Genomic DNA, 14332 nt, shown 5'->3' with positions numbered 1-14332 from the left:
GGCCGGACGTGAGACCCACATTTTTTAGGTCAGTATGTCGTTCCGAGTTTGCAAAAAAGGGGTCTCTAGATGAGCATCAAGCACATCCTGGTTCCACTCTTGGGGATCGAGACCGATCGGTGCGCGCTCGATGCGGCACTTGCCGTGGCCAAACCTCATCAAGCACATATCCAGGCTTTGCACGTCCTTGCAGATCCCTTGCAATCGACGCCGATGCTGGTCGGGGTGGGTTTCGCCATCGCAGAAGCGGCTGATGTAACCAGGAAGCATAGCGAGGCCCTGGCCAAGACCGCGCGAGCCACTTTCGATAAATGGGTGGCGGATCGGGGCATCACCTTGTCCGACCAGCCGATCAATCCGGGAGCGGAAGCTGCCGGTGTCACGACCCAATTCGTCGCCGAGCAGGAACAGGAACTGATCCGGGATCCGCTCATCATCTATTCCCGTTTGACCGATTTGATTGTCTTCGCGCGACCCGAGCAGGGCGACGATTTCGCCCTGATGTCCATTCAGCTGGAGGATGTGCTGTTTGCGGCCGGCCGCTCGGTCTTGCTGGTGCCCAAGACGATGTCCGAAGCGGCGTTGGAGGCGATCGAGACGGGGACTGCGCTGATTGCCTGGAATGGCAGCATTGAGGCCGTTCGCGCGGTGCAATCTGCCTTGGACCTCCTGTCGGGACGCGCGAGAGTGCGGGTAGCGACCGTTCCAGAGGGGCAACAGGGCAATGCGGCGCTGGAATTGGTACGTTATCTGGCCTGGCAGGGCATCGAGTCAGCCTTGGCGGACGTTCCCAAAGAAGGCGGGACGTCGCAGCGCCTCCTGCAGACGGCGGCGGAACAACAGGCCGGCCTGTTGGTTATGGGGGCCTATTCCCACGGGCGCTTGCGCCAAATGGTCCTCGGTGGCGTCACGCGGGACATGATTCACCATGCAGGCCTGCCGGTTTTGCTGGCGCATTGAGGCGGGCGAGCGGAGCGAGCGGCGGATAAGCGATGAAAGAAGGCGAGGGGCGGCGAGACCAGCAACGAGCGACGCAGTTGCACACCATTAGGCTTGAGCTTGGACGGACGCGAGACTTTCCCCAGGGTACGCCCGATTGTGGTTACGAGTTCGTGGCGCCGCTCAATGCCGAAGGCCATTTGGATTTCGAAGCCTTCCAGCAGTTGAAGAGCCATTGTCGGGTGCATCGCTTCTGGGTCGGGGAATTAGCGCAAAGCGGCGCCTTGTTGCGTCTTGGCCGCGACCACTGGGTCTTTTCCTATGAGCCCGGTGTCGATGATGACGAACCGGCCTTTAAATTCGAGCGCCACCAATTCCGGCCGGGAGAATATGTTTCGATCACCGATCATAATGGCGAGACATTGCCTTTCCGCATCGTTTCGGTGGAGCCGTTCAACCCCTAGATGTCCAGGTCTTCTTGAACCATTCCTGCCGAAACCGGCGAATCGCCGGGAAAACGGCGACTCGACAAAAGCCCGCCCACGGGTATAAAATTGTGCTGTTGGTGCAAAGGATGATTGATCCGGCGATGAAACTGGCTCTTGCCATGCTGACGATTCTGTTCGGGCTTGCCGCTCTGTCGGCGAGCACGATGGCCTGTCCGCGCCACGCCGACGAGACCGCTGCGAATGGTCAGTCGACGTCCACCACCACCGCAACCACCACCACCGGAAAAACTACCGGCGGCTGACGCATTGCGGCTTATAGGGTTGTTCCGTGGGCCGCTTGATGCGGCCTTTTTCTTTTTCTAGACGATGCAAATGAGAGGACATGATGGCGTATAAAGTTGCAGTGGTGGGAGCCACGGGGAATGTAGGACGGGAAATCCTGCAGACCTTGGCCGACCGCCAGTTCCCGGTCAGCGAGGTGGTGGCGCTGGCCTCCGAACGCTCGGCCGGCAGCGAGGTTTCCTTCGGCGAAGATGATGTGCTGAAGGTGCAGCGCCTCGACACCTATAACTTCAAAGGTGTCGATATCGTCCTCTCCTCGCCCGGTGCGAAGGTATCCGCCGTCTTCTCGCCCAAGGCCGCCTCGGCCGGCGCGGTCGTCATCGACAACACCTCGCATTTCCGCATGGAACCGGACGTGCCACTGGTGGTGCCCGAGGTCAACCCCCATGCCATCGCCAACTACACCAAGCGCGGCATCATCGCCAATCCGAACTGCTCGACCATCCAGATGGTGGTCGCACTGAAGCCGCTGCATGATCTCGCCAAGATCAAGCGGGTCGTCGTCGCCACCTATCAATCGGTCTCGGGCGCCGGCAAGGAGGGCATGGATGAGCTCTTCAACCAGACCCGTGCGATCTATATGAACAGCCCGGTCGAGCGGCGGAAGTTCACCAAGCAGATTGCTTTCAATCTCATTCCGCATATCGATGTCTTTATGGAAGACGGGTACACGAAAGAGGAATGGAAGATGGCGGTCGAGACCCGCAAGATCCTAGATCCGAATATCCCCGTGACGGCGACCTGCGTACGTGCGCCGATCTTCATCGGTCATTCCGAAGCGGTGAACGTGGAATTCGAAAACCCGATCAGCGAGGAAGAAGCGCGCAGCGCTTTGCGGAACGCGCCGGGCGTGACCGTGATCGATCACCGGGTCGATGAAGGCTATGTCACGCCGGCCGAATGTGCTGGTGAAGACGCGGTCTTCGTCAGCCGCCTGCGTAAGGATCCGACGGTGCAGCACGGTCTCAATTTCTGGTGCGTTTCCGACAATCTGCGCAAGGGTGCTGCCCTCAATGCGGTGCAGATCGCCGAAGTGCTGGTCAAGGAACATTTGGGTAAGAAGGCGGCGTAAACCGGACCGTCAATGTCGAGGTGAAGTGAACGGCCCGTCCGAGATCGCGCGGGCCGTTTCTTATCAATGGGTGGGTTATCGCCCCGGCGATCTATCAAGCAATGCGCGTTGCCGTGGTCGCGGGCAGGTTGGCCCACTTATCCTGGCTGCCGATGATGACCAATTCATCATGCGCCTTGGCGGCAGTGGCAGCGAATATCTGGCTTGTGCCGGTCACCGCCGCGGCCAAAGCCTGCGACAGATCACGCTGCCGCAGATAATGTCCGACGAATAAGGCGGCGAAACTGTCGCCCGCGCCCGATGCCGGCACCTCCACCTTCGCGCCTTCCGCCCGCCAGATGCTGTCGTCATCCATCGCGACGGCGAAGATCGAGTCCGGCATCGACGGTTCCGGGGCACCGGTTGCCACCACGATGCGGGCCTTGCTGCGATGTTTCAGCTCGCGCGCGGCAGCAATGGTGGTCGCGTGATCATGAATGTCGCGGCCGCTGAGCCGCGCCAGTTCGAACTGATTAGGCAACAGGATATCGGCGCGCCGCACCAGCTCTTCGGCAATTCCTTCAGCCAGGGCGGGCCTGACATAAAGCTCGCCGTGGTCGCCCATGACCGGATCGCAGGCATAGATGAGATTGGGATGGTCGGCCCGTAGCCGATCGACCAGCTGTGCCACCAGCGGTACATTGCCCGCGTCGCCGAGATATCCGGTCAGCACCGCATCGACCCGCTCCAGCACGCCCAGTTTGTCGAGGCCGTCGATCAGCGCCGCAACATCTTCCGGCGGCAGCACCCGGCCGGTCCAGGTCGGCCAATCCAGATGATTAGAGAAGAGCACAGTCGGTATCGACCAGACATCATAGCCGAGGCGCTGCAGGATGAACTGGGCGGCGGAGTTGCCGACATGGCCGTAAACGACCTGCGATTGGATCGATAGGATATTCATCGTTCTTGGCGTCGTGTTCGGGGCATCGTGAAATCGAATTGTCACCTTGCCATGTCGCCGTATTGGCGAAAACAGGCAACTTGTCTCGCAACAATCCCCCATCACCGAAATAACCGTGCTGTCAATGCAGCGTTCTTGCTTTCCCCGCGTGCCTGTCGCTAATGTTTGCACTGCAACATAAACGCGATACTCAAGCTGAGCAGGGGAAGATGAAGACCAATCCGGGCAACTATTTCGAAGATTTTCGGCTGGGCCAGGAGATCGTGCATGCGGTGCCACGCAGCATCAGTGCCGGGGATGTGGCGCTCTATATCGGCTTGACCGGTTCGCGTTTCGCCTTGCCAAGCTCGGACAGCTTTGCCCAGTCGATCGGCCTGCCAAGGGCGCCGGTCGACGACCTGCTGGTCTTTCACATGGTGTTCGGCCGGACCGTTGCCGATATCTCGCTGAATGCGATCGCCAATCTCGGTTATGCCGGTTGCAAATTCGGCGTGCCGGTCTATCCCGGCGACACGGTCAGTGCCCGCTCGACCGTGATCGGGCTGAAAGAGAATTCCAATGGCGAAACGGGCGTGGTCTATGTCCATTCGATCGGTCGCAACCAGCGCCATGAAGTCGTCCTCGATTATGTCCGCTGGGTGATGGTGCGCAAACGCGACAAGTCGGCACCGGCGCCCGAAGCCAAGGTGCCCAATCTGCCAAGCGAGGTCGCTGCTGCCGATTTCATGCTGCCCGCCGGGCTCGACGTGACACGCTATGATGCAGCCCTGGCCGGTCAACCGCATCTCTGGGACGATTATGCGCCGGGCGAAAAGATCGATCATGTCGATGGCATGACGCTGGAAGAAAGCGACCACATGACAGCGACGCGTCTCTACCAGAACAATGCCAAGGTTCACTTCAACCAGCACAGCGAGGCCAAGGGCCGGTTCGGCCGGCGCCTGATCTATGGCGGCCATATCATCAGCTTGGCGCGCGCGCTCAGCTTCAATGGTCTCGCCGGCGCTTTCAAAATCCTGGCGATCAATGGCGGGCGGCATGTCAATCCGAGCTTCGCCGGCGATACGATCTATGCCTGGAGCGAGATCATCGAGCGGATCGAGTTGCCGGGCCGCCGGGATGTCGGGGCCTTGCGATTGCGGACCGTGGCCGCCAAAGACCATCCCTGCGCGGATTTTCCCGGTTCGCTCACCGCCGCTGGCAGCCAACCGCCGGCCGAACTGGTGCTCGATCTCGACTACACCGTGTTGTTGAAGCGTCGCGCGTGATGGAAATGGCGCTTTTTGGCGCATCAGCCATGCTTTTACGATAGAACTGCGTAAAGTTGACGCTGCAATGCGAAAGAGTTATCACAGGCGCAGCCTTACACGCCGCGGTGTAGGGTTCGCGTTTTGTAGTTAACGCATCCTCGGGATGAATACATGGCCAGCCATCCGCGACCAATTTCGCCGCATCTACAGATCTATAAGCCGCAACTCACTTCCGCCACATCGATCCTTCACCGCGTCGCCGGTGTCGGCCTAGCAGTCGGCACGCTTGTGCTGGTCTATTGGCTGGTCGCAGCCGCAATCGGCAACGAAGCTTTCGACACGGCGGAGGGGATCGTCGGCTCCATCATCGGCCGCATCCTGCTGTTTCTTTGGTCGCTGGCCTTCTTCTATCACCTGCTGAACGGCATCCGGCATTTGGCCTGGGACGCGGGTTGGGGTTACGAATTGCCGACAGCCTATCGCAGCGGTTATGCGGTGATCGTCGCTACCATCCTGCTCACCGTGTTGGCTTGGGTGTTCGGTTATATGGCGCGGGGTGCATTCTGATGGCGGGCGAGAAAGGATTGCGCAGCGAACTCGGCCGCGTGCGTGGCCTCGGTTCTGCGAAAGAAGGCGTGAACCATTGGTGGCGGCAACGCTTGACCTCCCTGGCGCTTATTCCGCTTTCCCTGTGGTTCGTCGGCTCGCTGGTCTTCCTGACCGATACCGATCACGCCACGGCTGTCGCCTGGCTTGGGTCGCCGGTAACGCTTGGCCTCATGGTGTTGTTTCTCGGCGCCATGTTTTATCACGCAGCGCTCGGCCTGCAGGTGGTGATCGAGGATTACGTCAGCAATCATGGCTGCCGCAAGGCGCTGATCGTACTGACCAATTTTGCCTGTTTCGCCCTGATGGTGGCTGCGGTGGTGTCGCTGCTGGTCATCGCCTTCGGCGGTTGAATTTTTTATAACGGGATCGATCCGGATCATGGCTGAGACAAACGCAAACGGCAGCCCGAAGGCGAACGGCCCTCATCTCAACGGGACAGCCTATCCCTTTGTGGATCATCGCTATGACGTCGTGGTGGTGGGCGCCGGCGGCGCCGGCCTGCGCGCCACCTTCGGCATGGCGGAAAAGGGCTTGAAGACGGCCTGCATTTCCAAGGTCTATCCGACCCGCAGCCATACGGTGGCGGCGCAGGGCGGCATCTCCGCCTCGCTCGGCAATATGGGCGAGGATGACTGGCGCTGGCATATGTATGACACCATCAAGGGATCGGACTGGCTGGGCGACCAGGACGCCATCGAATATATGGTGCGTGAGGCGGTGCCGGCGATCATCGAGCTGGAACATTATGGCGTGCCTTTCAGCCGCACCGAAGCCGGCAAGATTTATCAGCGTCCTTTCGGCGGCATGACCACGCATTTCGGCAAAGGCATCGCCCAGCGCACCTGCGCCGCCGCCGACCGCACCGGCCATGCCATTTTGCACACACTCTACCAGCAGGCGCTGAAGCACCAGGCGGAATTCTTCGTCGAATACTTCGCGATCGACCTGATCATGGATGAGGAAGGCGCCTGTGTCGGCGTCATTGCCTGGAATCTCGATGATGGCACCATTCATCGCTTCCATGCCAAGATGGTGGTGATGGCGACCGGCGGTTATGGCCGCGCGTTCTTCTCCTGCACCTCGGCCCATACCTGCACCGGCGACGGCAATGCCATGGCGCTGCGTGCCGGGCTGCCGCTGCAGGATATGGAATTCATCCAGTTCCATCCGACCGGCATCTATGGCGCCGGCTGCCTGATCACCGAAGGCGTGCGCGGCGAAGGTGGCTATCTCACCAATTCCGCCGGCGAGCGCTTCATGGAACGCTATGCGCCCTCGGCGAAAGATCTTGCCTCGCGCGATGTCGTCAGCCGGGCGATGACCATGGAGATCCGCGAAGGACGCGGGGTCGGTCCGCAGAAGGACCATATCCACCTTCATATCGAGCATCTCGACCCGAAGGTGATCCACGAGCGCCTCCCGGGCATCGCCGAAACGGCGCGCATCTTCGCGGGTGTCGACGTCACCCGCGAGCCGATCCCGGTCCTGCCGACGGTGCATTACAATATGGGCGGCATTCCGACCAATTATCACGGCGAAGTGGTGACGCTGAAGGATGGCAATCCGGATACCGTCGTGCCCGGCCTGATGGCGATCGGTGAAGCCGCCTGCGTTTCGGTGCATGGCGCCAACCGGTTGGGGTCGAATTCGCTGCTCGATCTCGTGGTCTTCGGCCGGGCTGCGGCACATCGCTGCGCCGAGCTGATCAAGCCGAACGAGAATCCGCGGCCGCTGCCCAAGGATGCCGGCGATCTTGCCATCAGCCGCCTCGACAAGGCGCGCAATGCCAAGGGCGATATCCCGACCGCGCAATTGCGTCTCGATATGCAACGGGCGATGCAGAATGACTGCGCCGTTTTCCGCACCGGCGAAAGCCTGAAGGAGGGCGTCGGGAAGATCCACGCTCTCTGGGCCCAGCGCGACCGGATCGGCGTCAGCGACCGCTCACTCATCTGGAACAGCGATCTGGTCGAGACCCTGGAGCTCGACAATCTGCTCTATCAAGCGGTCGTTTCGATCGAATCGGCGGTCAATCGCGAGGAGAGCCGCGGTGCTCATGCCCGCGAAGACTTCCCGGAGCGCAATGACGAAAAGTGGATGAAGCATACTGTTGCCTGGTGCGGCGAGGACGGCAAGCCGCGCCTCGATTACCGGCCGGTGCATCTGCAGCCGCTCAGCAATGAAGTGCAATCCTTCCCGCCGAAGGCGCGGGTCTATTAATCGGGGCGAGGGCTGACATCATGGCCGAATTGACCTTACCCGCCAGCATGAAACCCGTTTCCGGCAAGACCTTCAAGGCGCCGGCCGGAGCGAAGCGGATCAAGACCTTCAAGGTCTATCGCTGGGATCCGGACGTTGGCGGCAATCCGAAGATCGATAGCTACGAGGTCGATCTGGATGCCTGCGGACCGATGGTTCTCGATGCCATCATCAAGATCAAGAACGAGATCGACCCGACCCTGACCTTCCGCCGGTCATGCCGGGAAGGCGTTTGCGGTTCCTGCGCGATGAATATCGACGGCACCAATACGCTGGCCTGCACCAAGGATATCGGCGAGATCAGCGGCGATGTGAAAATCTATCCGCTACCGCATATGCCGGTCGTTAAGGATCTGGTCCCTGATCTCAATCACATCTTCGCGCAATATGCATCGATCGAGCCCTGGATGAAGGCGAAGAGCCAGCCACCTTCGCGCGAGCGGCCGCAATCGCCGGAGGAGCGGGCCAAGCTCGACGGGCTCTGGGAATGCATCCTGTGCTTCTGCTGCTCGACCTCCTGCCCCAGTTATTGGTGGAACGGTGACCGTTATCTCGGCCCCGCCATCCTGCTGCAGGCCTATCGCTGGATCGCCGATACGCGCGATGAAAGCGCCGGCGAGCGCTTGGACGAATTGGAAGATCCGTTCCGGCTCTATCGCTGCCACACCATCATGAACTGCACGAAGACCTGCCCCAAGGGCCTCAACCCGGCTAAGGCCATCGGCGAAATCAAGAAGCTGATGGTGGAGCGGCGGTAACGGTCTCGCCATATCCCGGTCACGGGATCGGCTTGGTAATGACAAGATCCGGGCGTGATATAACTCACACCCGGATCTTTTCGTTTGCCGGATTGCAGCGTCCATCGGGCGGCAAATCTGTTATGGTAAGGCACAAGCCCGGCCGCATGCCGGGCAATTTATTTGGGAGTCGCGGATGAGAATTGGGAAACAGGCCGGTCGCCTCGCCGGTGTCACGCTGGTCGTGGGCTTGATATTGGCCGCCTGCGACAAGGGACCGGATCGCACCCAGGTGGCGGCAAGCCTGCAGAAGGATGTCGAGGGCTATCTGGCACAGATGGAGGGGCCGGTTGACCAGCGCAGTCTCAGTCACGGCACCGTTACCGTCACGCCGCAGCAAGATGCCGGCTACCTGGTCACGATCGAGGGCGTCAAGCTCACGCTGAGTGACGCCGGTTATTTCGATATCGGCAAACTGAGCTATGTCCTGACCCCCAAAGACGGCAAAATCTACCAGGCCGATCACTTGTCAATCGCCCAAACCATCCCGTACAAGGCGCCCGATGGTAAACGCGCCGGCGGTGTCACCCAGACGGTCAAGGCCTTCGAAGGAACCTGGCTGAAAGAAGCATCCAGTTTCACCAAGCTCGATCTGCAAGTGGCCGATATCGCCGTCGACGATCCGAAAACCGGCGGAGATCTGAAGATGGCGGGCATCGCCTTCGCCGTCGACAGCACCGATAAGGGGCAGGGGTTATGGGATCAGGTCGGCAAGCTGACTATCAGTGGTTTGAATGCGGGCGACAAGGATGGCGGCAAGCTCACGATCGCCTCGATCGATGCGAGTTCCGCAGCCAAGGGACTGAAGCTGATCGACTACGCGGCGAAAATGCGTGCGTTGCGGCAAGTCGGTAATCAATCGGCCGCGAACAAGCAAAGCGAAGCTGGCGCGCAGCCCGCCGACGGCCAAACCGCCGCCGCCGATAGCAGTGGCAGTACGGGAACATCGCCCGCTGCCTCGACCGCCGCCACCGCTGGTAATGCTTCCGGCAATGCAGTGCCGGATAGCTCTGTGCAGGATTTCATTAAGGCTCTGCCGGGGTTGATCGCGGATTCAATCGTCGATCTGCATGTGTCCGGTGTCACTTATCAGGAGCGCGAAGGTGGTGAGGCCTTCGAGCTTGGGAAAGCTGGCCTCAACTTCGCGGCCACTGGCTTCGATCAGCCGAAAGCAACTTTGACTTTCACCCTCGATCATGACGGTCTCGTCCTTCACACGCCGGATGCAGAGCGCCCCTTCGCAAAAGCAAGTCTGCCGGCGACGGGCGCGCTGACGGTGTCGTTGATCGATCTCCCCACTGCCGATCTCGTTTCCGTGATGGCGGATGGCGCCGCTGCCTATGCGACGGCCGATCCGACGCAGATAGAAGCCAAGACGACAGTCTTCATGATTCAATTGCAGCAGCTTCTGCAGCGGGACGGCGTGAAGCTGCGTGTTGAGCCGTCGCATCTGAGCTCAGCTGCCGCGAATCTCACCGCCGATGGTGATTTCGTGATGAAGCCGGCAGCGATCTATGGAGCGACGGGCGCATTGAATATTGCGATCACCGGTATCGACGATCTGCTTTCCCTGGCAAAAAAGGAAGCTGAGGAGAAGCCTGAAGCGATGCAATATGTCGCTGCACTGCAGGCATTACTGGGCTACGCGGCGCGAGCGACGGGCAGCGACGGCAAGCCGGTCGACAATTTCAAGATCGATGTGCCGCAGAACGGCCAGATGACGGTGAACGGCAAGCCATTGCAGTTCTGATCGACGTTTGATTGATTGAGACGATGCCGCGCCGATGCTCACCGCTCGGCGCGGCTTTCGTTTGTGCCGAGGTCGGCAGAATGAGCGCATGTCGTGGATGTGATCCTCAAGGTGAGACATCAATGCGATGAGCATTCTGCACGAATAGCGACGTGCATGCAGGGTAGTGCGCGCGTCAAAGACCATCTTCTGTTGCATCAAAGACTCAGGCGGCACAAAAAAATGCGTCATTAAAACGCAAGTGATTCATTTCGGCGTGGCGAAATGACGAAAAATGTGATGTCATATCTGCAACATGCATATTGACCGAGTCGCCGCCTTTCACGTGTCTGACGCGTTGGTCTCCTCCATGACGGAAGAAGGACCGCTTGCCGCCTATCGCGCGCGGCAACGTGACGGTCAGCTGCAGCATGATGCAGCGCAACTTCTCGCAGCGGAAAAGCTGCAATCCCTTTTCAATGCCTTGCGGAATTACCAGCCGGAGGCCCAGGCGACGAGTTGGCGCGAGCGTTTGGGTCTATCGCGCCGCCGCGAAGTCGATGCCCCGCAGGGGCTTTATATTTTCGGCGGTGTCGGTCGCGGCAAGTCGATGCTGATGGACCTGTTCTTCGCCTCGGCGCCGGTCGAGAAGAAGCGGCGGGTACATTTCCACGCCTTCATGCTGGAAGTGCATGACACGCTGCATCACTGGCGGCAGGAGAAGCCGAAGCAGGTCGACCTGATGCCGGCACTCGCCGACAAGCTGGCGGCAGAGAGCACGCTGCTTTGCTTCGATGAATTCCATGTCACCAATATCGCCGATGCGATGATCCTGGGGCGTCTCTTCGAGGCGCTGTTCGAGCGCGGCGTGGTGGTGGTGGCGACTTCCAACTGGGCGCCGGACGACCTTTATAAGGACGGCCTGCAACGCGAGCGGTTCCTGCCGTTCATTGATCTGCTGAAGCAGAAACTGGATGTGCTGGAGCTGGATGGCGCGCGCGATTACCGCCTGCGGCGCCTGAAGGACATGCGGGTCTATCACTATCCGCTCGGCGAATTGGCAGCGCGTCACATGCGCGATACTTTCGCGCGGTTGACTGGTGGCAAGGAACCGACATCGCGGACCTTGACGGTGCAGCAGCGCAAAGTCGATATCCCGCGTCAGGCCGGGTCGGTTGCGTGGTTCGATTTCGTCGACCTCTGTGCAAAGCCGCTCGGTGCCGCCGACTATCTCGCCATCGCCACTCATTACTCGGTCGTGCTGGTCGACAATGTACCGCGTCTCTCCGCCGATCTGCGGGATCAGGCACGACGTTTCATGGTGCTGATCGACGAGCTGTACGAACACAAAGTCATGGCTGTGATTGCCGCGGCCGATGCGCCGGAGCGGCTTTATCCCAGCGGCGACGGTGCTTTCGAATTCGAGCGAACGGTGTCCCGGCTGAACGAAATGCAATCGGTGGACTACCTCAGTAGACCGCATTTGACGTGACGCAGCGGCGGGTAAAATGTGTGTTTTACAAAACTGCCGCGAGTAACACTTGCTCTTGAGGGAAAATGATAGTATTAACACAACAGCTAGTGTTGTGTGCAATGGGGAAGTGGGCGTTGCCAAAAGGTGCGGTGGCAATGCGTAACCTGATCCGGGGTGGATAATGGCACGCACGAAGATAGCGTCGATGGATGCCGCTGGGGTCGGCAGGAATCCGGCGCTACGGGCAAGCCTCAGGGAGACAGGTGAAGACGTTCTGTGTGACGGGGTTCCGGTGGGCCGGATCGACGCTTTCACTGTGCGCGATCGCGGGTATATCGGGAATTTCCCGGCAAAGGATTTCAGAGGTTTGGCCAAGGAGATGGCGACGCGCCTTGCGATTAGGGTGATCAAAGCGCCAGCCATCATGTCACCAGCCGAGCCTTATGGAATGAACTGGACCGTCAAGATGGGGTATGCCGCGATCACGTGGCATATGCACGACGTCGGGTTCGATGATCGTAAACCACTTGCAAACCAGTTCAATGTTTATGCTCCACTAGCCGCCGCTTGATTGGCGGCTGGTTGGGTAAAGGGCTCTATGTCGGCGTGCCGGTTATCGGCGCTAGCGACGTGGAGAAAGTGGTCGAGATCGATTCAAGCACGGACGGCCTGAATGGCACTGTTCAACGGATCGGTCGAGGCCGTTTAGGGGCCTCATCACTGTGATGGGGAAGCTTCAAAGAGGAGAGAAGCAAATGACTGAGACCATCCTGCTGGCTGCCAAGAAGGCCGCCAAGAAGGCCGCGAAGAAGCCGGCCGCCAAGAAGGCTGCCAAGAAGGCTGCCAAGAAGCCGGCGGCGAAGAAGGCCGCTGCCAAGAAGCCGGCCGCCAAGAAGGCCGCGAAGAAGCCCGCCGCCAAGAAGAAGTCGGCTGCGAAGAAGAAAGCTGCGAAGAAGTAACATCGCTTTTGCGGTGACTGGCCCGTTTGTTTCGTATGCGGGTCAGATAAGCGCTTCGCACAAAGACCGGCGACGGCGACAGCCCTGTCCCCGACCCGGCGGGTTGAAGTTCAATTGGCTTGAACCCGCCCTGGAAGGTGATAGAGTACGGCTTGCTGCACTACAGCAAATCGTTGGCTGTCGCTGTCGCCCGCTTTTTTGGAGCGCTTTTTATGTCAGTTCCGAAGCGTTTTTCTGACGTTCCTTCCTTTTTTGTGCTCCTCAAGCTTTTTAACTAGGCTTTTCAGCGCCCTATGCGATATGCATGCGAGTGCAATTTGCACTGCAACATTCACGGTAGCCGGGCATGAATATTCACGAGTATCAGGCCAAGGCCCTCCTTGGCAGATTCGGTGTCGCCGTTCCCCAGGGTCATGTGGCTTATACGCCTGAGGAAGCGGTCGACGCAGCGCGCAAACTTGGCGGATCGGTCTGGGTGGTCAAAGCCCAGATTCACGCCGGCGGACGCGGCAAGGCGGGCGGCGTCAAAGTCGTCAAGTCCGTCGACGAGGTGCGCGATGCCGCGCAGAAGATGCTTGGCATGACCTTGGTAACGCATCAGACCGGCCCGCAGGGTCGCCTGGTGAAGCGCATTTATGTCGAGGGCGGCTGCGACATCAAGCGCGAACTCTATCTCGGCATGCTGGTGGACCGTGCGACGTCGCGGATCACCATCATGGCGTCGTCGGAAGGCGGCGTGGAGATCGAAGAGGTTGCTGCGACCCATCCGGAAAAGATCATCAAGATCGCCGTCGATCCGGCGACCGGGATCCAGCCTTTCCATGCCCGTGAAATCGCTTTCGGCCTTGGCCTTGAAGGCAATCAGATTGGCTCCTGCGTGAAATTCGTCACCGCGATGTATCGCGCATTCAACGAACTCGATTGCTCGATCGTCGAGATCAACCCGCTGGTGGTGACCGGTGCCGGCGATGTGCTGGCCCTCGATGCCAAGGTGAATTTCGACGACAACGCGCTCTTCCGCCACAAGGATATTGAAGAGCTGCGCGACGCTGATGAGGAAGATCCGGCAGAGCTGGAGGCCGCGAAGCACAGCCTCAATTACATCAAGCTCGACGGCAATATCGGCTGCATGGTGAACGGCGCCGGTCTTGCCATGGCGACGATGGACATCATCAAGCTCTATGGCGGTGCGCCGGCGAACTTCCTGGATGTCGGCGGCGGCGCCACCAAGGAACGCGTCACGACAGCCTTCAAGATCATTCTCAGCGATGCCAATGTCGAAGGGATTCTCGTGAACATCTTCGGCGGCATCATGCGCTGCGACGTGATTGCCGAAGGCGTCGTTGCCGCTGCGCGAGAAGTCAGCCTGCATGTGCCGCTGGTGGTGCGCCTCGAAGGCACCAATGTAGACCTCGGTAAGAAGATTCTGGCGCAATCCGGCCTGCCGATCCTGTCGGCCGACAATCTGGCCGATGCAGCGGAAAAAGTTGTCAAAGCGGTGAAGGAGGCGTGA

15 protein-coding genes are annotated in these 14332 nt (G+C 59.8%); 14 read left to right on the top strand and 1 reads right to left on the bottom strand.

Going from position 1 to position 14332, the window contains the following annotated elements; all coding sequences use genetic code 11:
• Positions 1-69: 69 nt before the first annotated feature.
• The 4 genes from SMD27_RS02690 (at position 70) to SMD27_RS02675 (ending at position 2802) form a co-directional block, all read left to right on the top strand.
• Positions 70-960, top strand: a complete 891-nt coding sequence (locus SMD27_RS02690; RefSeq protein ID WP_320506790.1) for a universal stress protein — start codon at positions 70-72, stop codon at positions 958-960.
• A gap of 32 nt (positions 961-992) precedes the next feature.
• Entirely contained in the window at positions 993-1403 is a 411-nt protein-coding gene (locus SMD27_RS02685; RefSeq protein WP_320506789.1) for a hypothetical protein, read from the top strand.
• A gap of 110 nt (positions 1404-1513) precedes the next feature.
• Positions 1514-1690 (top strand): hypothetical protein, encoded by a 177-nt coding sequence (locus tag SMD27_RS02680; protein WP_320506788.1) that lies wholly within the window; start codon positions 1514-1516, stop codon positions 1688-1690.
• An 83-nt stretch (positions 1691-1773) separates the two neighbouring features.
• Entirely contained in the window at positions 1774-2802 is a 1029-nt protein-coding gene (locus SMD27_RS02675) for an aspartate-semialdehyde dehydrogenase (RefSeq protein WP_320507540.1), read from the top strand.
• 94 nt (positions 2803-2896) lie between these two features.
• Here the strand turns inward: SMD27_RS02675 and pdxY are convergent, their stop codons facing one another.
• Positions 2897-3742 carry a pyridoxal kinase gene (gene pdxY, locus SMD27_RS02670; RefSeq protein ID WP_320506787.1) on the bottom strand — a complete coding sequence of 282 codons (846 nt, stop codon included), beginning with the start codon at positions 3740-3742 and terminating at the stop codon, positions 2897-2899.
• Positions 3743-3951: 209 nt separating this feature from the next.
• Here pdxY and SMD27_RS02665 point away from each other — a divergent pair, with 209 nt between their 5' ends.
• From SMD27_RS02665 to sucC, 10 genes are all read left to right on the top strand, one after another.
• Entirely contained in the window at positions 3952-5010 is a 1059-nt protein-coding gene (locus SMD27_RS02665; RefSeq protein ID WP_320506786.1) for a MaoC family dehydratase, read from the top strand.
• A 153-nt stretch (positions 5011-5163) separates the two neighbouring features.
• Positions 5164-5559, top strand: a complete 396-nt coding sequence (gene sdhC, locus SMD27_RS02660) for a succinate dehydrogenase, cytochrome b556 subunit (RefSeq protein ID WP_320506785.1) — start codon at positions 5164-5166, stop codon at positions 5557-5559.
• Complete coding sequence (sdhD, locus tag SMD27_RS02655; protein WP_320506784.1) at positions 5559-5951, top strand: succinate dehydrogenase, hydrophobic membrane anchor protein; 393 nt, start codon at positions 5559-5561, stop codon at positions 5949-5951. Before sdhC ends, sdhD begins: the two co-directional genes overlap by 1 nt.
• A 28-nt stretch (positions 5952-5979) precedes the next feature.
• The gene (gene sdhA / locus SMD27_RS02650) at positions 5980-7821 is read left to right on the top strand and encodes a succinate dehydrogenase flavoprotein subunit (protein ID WP_320506783.1); all 1842 of its coding nucleotides are present in this window, start codon (positions 5980-5982) and stop codon (positions 7819-7821) included.
• Between the two features lie 20 nt (positions 7822-7841).
• The gene (locus SMD27_RS02645; RefSeq protein ID WP_320506782.1) at positions 7842-8618 is read left to right on the top strand and encodes a succinate dehydrogenase iron-sulfur subunit; all 777 of its coding nucleotides are present in this window, start codon (positions 7842-7844) and stop codon (positions 8616-8618) included.
• 175 nt (positions 8619-8793) lie between these two features.
• Complete coding sequence (locus tag SMD27_RS02640; RefSeq protein WP_320506781.1) at positions 8794-10407, top strand: hypothetical protein; 1614 nt, start codon at positions 8794-8796, stop codon at positions 10405-10407.
• 295 nt (positions 10408-10702) lie between these two features.
• Entirely contained in the window at positions 10703-11878 is a 1176-nt protein-coding gene (zapE, locus tag SMD27_RS02635; protein WP_320506780.1) for a cell division protein ZapE, read from the top strand.
• Between the two features lie 163 nt (positions 11879-12041).
• Positions 12042-12431 (top strand): hypothetical protein, encoded by a 390-nt coding sequence (locus SMD27_RS02630; RefSeq protein ID WP_320506779.1) that lies wholly within the window; start codon positions 12042-12044, stop codon positions 12429-12431.
• A 184-nt stretch (positions 12432-12615) separates the two neighbouring features.
• A complete protein-coding gene (locus SMD27_RS02625) occupies positions 12616-12819 on the top strand; it encodes a hypothetical protein (protein ID WP_320506778.1) in 204 nt (67 codons plus the stop codon).
• A gap of 346 nt (positions 12820-13165) precedes the next feature.
• Entirely contained in the window at positions 13166-14332 is a 1167-nt protein-coding gene (gene sucC / locus SMD27_RS02620) for an ADP-forming succinate--CoA ligase subunit beta (protein WP_320506777.1), read from the top strand.

The organism is Dongia soli (genome assembly GCF_034044715.1).
Taxonomy (GTDB): Bacteria; Pseudomonadota; Alphaproteobacteria; order Dongiales; family Dongiaceae; genus Dongia_B; species Dongia_B soli.
This window is presented reverse-complemented; position numbering and strand designations above follow the sequence as displayed.

Bases quoted from the DNA above. Each gene is read 5' to 3' on its own strand.
- SMD27_RS02690 (WP_320506790.1), top strand. From the start codon at position 70: ATGAGCATCAAGCACATCCTGGTTCCACTCTTGGGGATCGAGACCGAT.
- SMD27_RS02685 (WP_320506789.1), top strand. From the start codon at position 993: ATGAAAGAAGGCGAGGGGCGGCGAGACCAGCAACGAGCGACGCAGTTG.
- SMD27_RS02680 (WP_320506788.1), top strand. From the start codon at position 1,514: ATGATTGATCCGGCGATGAAACTGGCTCTTGCCATGCTGACGATTCTG.
- SMD27_RS02675 (WP_320507540.1), top strand. From the start codon at position 1,774: ATGGCGTATAAAGTTGCAGTGGTGGGAGCCACGGGGAATGTAGGACGG.
- pdxY (WP_320506787.1), bottom strand. From the start codon at position 3,742: ATGAATATCCTATCGATCCAATCGCAGGTCGTTTACGGCCATGTCGGC.
- SMD27_RS02665 (WP_320506786.1), top strand. From the start codon at position 3,952: ATGAAGACCAATCCGGGCAACTATTTCGAAGATTTTCGGCTGGGCCAG.
- sdhC (WP_320506785.1), top strand. From the start codon at position 5,164: ATGGCCAGCCATCCGCGACCAATTTCGCCGCATCTACAGATCTATAAG.
- sdhD (WP_320506784.1), top strand. From the start codon at position 5,559: ATGGCGGGCGAGAAAGGATTGCGCAGCGAACTCGGCCGCGTGCGTGGC.
- sdhA (WP_320506783.1), top strand. From the start codon at position 5,980: ATGGCTGAGACAAACGCAAACGGCAGCCCGAAGGCGAACGGCCCTCAT.
- SMD27_RS02645 (WP_320506782.1), top strand. From the start codon at position 7,842: ATGGCCGAATTGACCTTACCCGCCAGCATGAAACCCGTTTCCGGCAAG.
- SMD27_RS02640 (WP_320506781.1), top strand. From the start codon at position 8,794: ATGAGAATTGGGAAACAGGCCGGTCGCCTCGCCGGTGTCACGCTGGTC.
- zapE (WP_320506780.1), top strand. From the start codon at position 10,703: ATGCATATTGACCGAGTCGCCGCCTTTCACGTGTCTGACGCGTTGGTC.
- SMD27_RS02630 (WP_320506779.1), top strand. From the start codon at position 12,042: ATGGCACGCACGAAGATAGCGTCGATGGATGCCGCTGGGGTCGGCAGG.
- SMD27_RS02625 (WP_320506778.1), top strand. From the start codon at position 12,616: ATGACTGAGACCATCCTGCTGGCTGCCAAGAAGGCCGCCAAGAAGGCC.
- sucC (WP_320506777.1), top strand. From the start codon at position 13,166: ATGAATATTCACGAGTATCAGGCCAAGGCCCTCCTTGGCAGATTCGGT.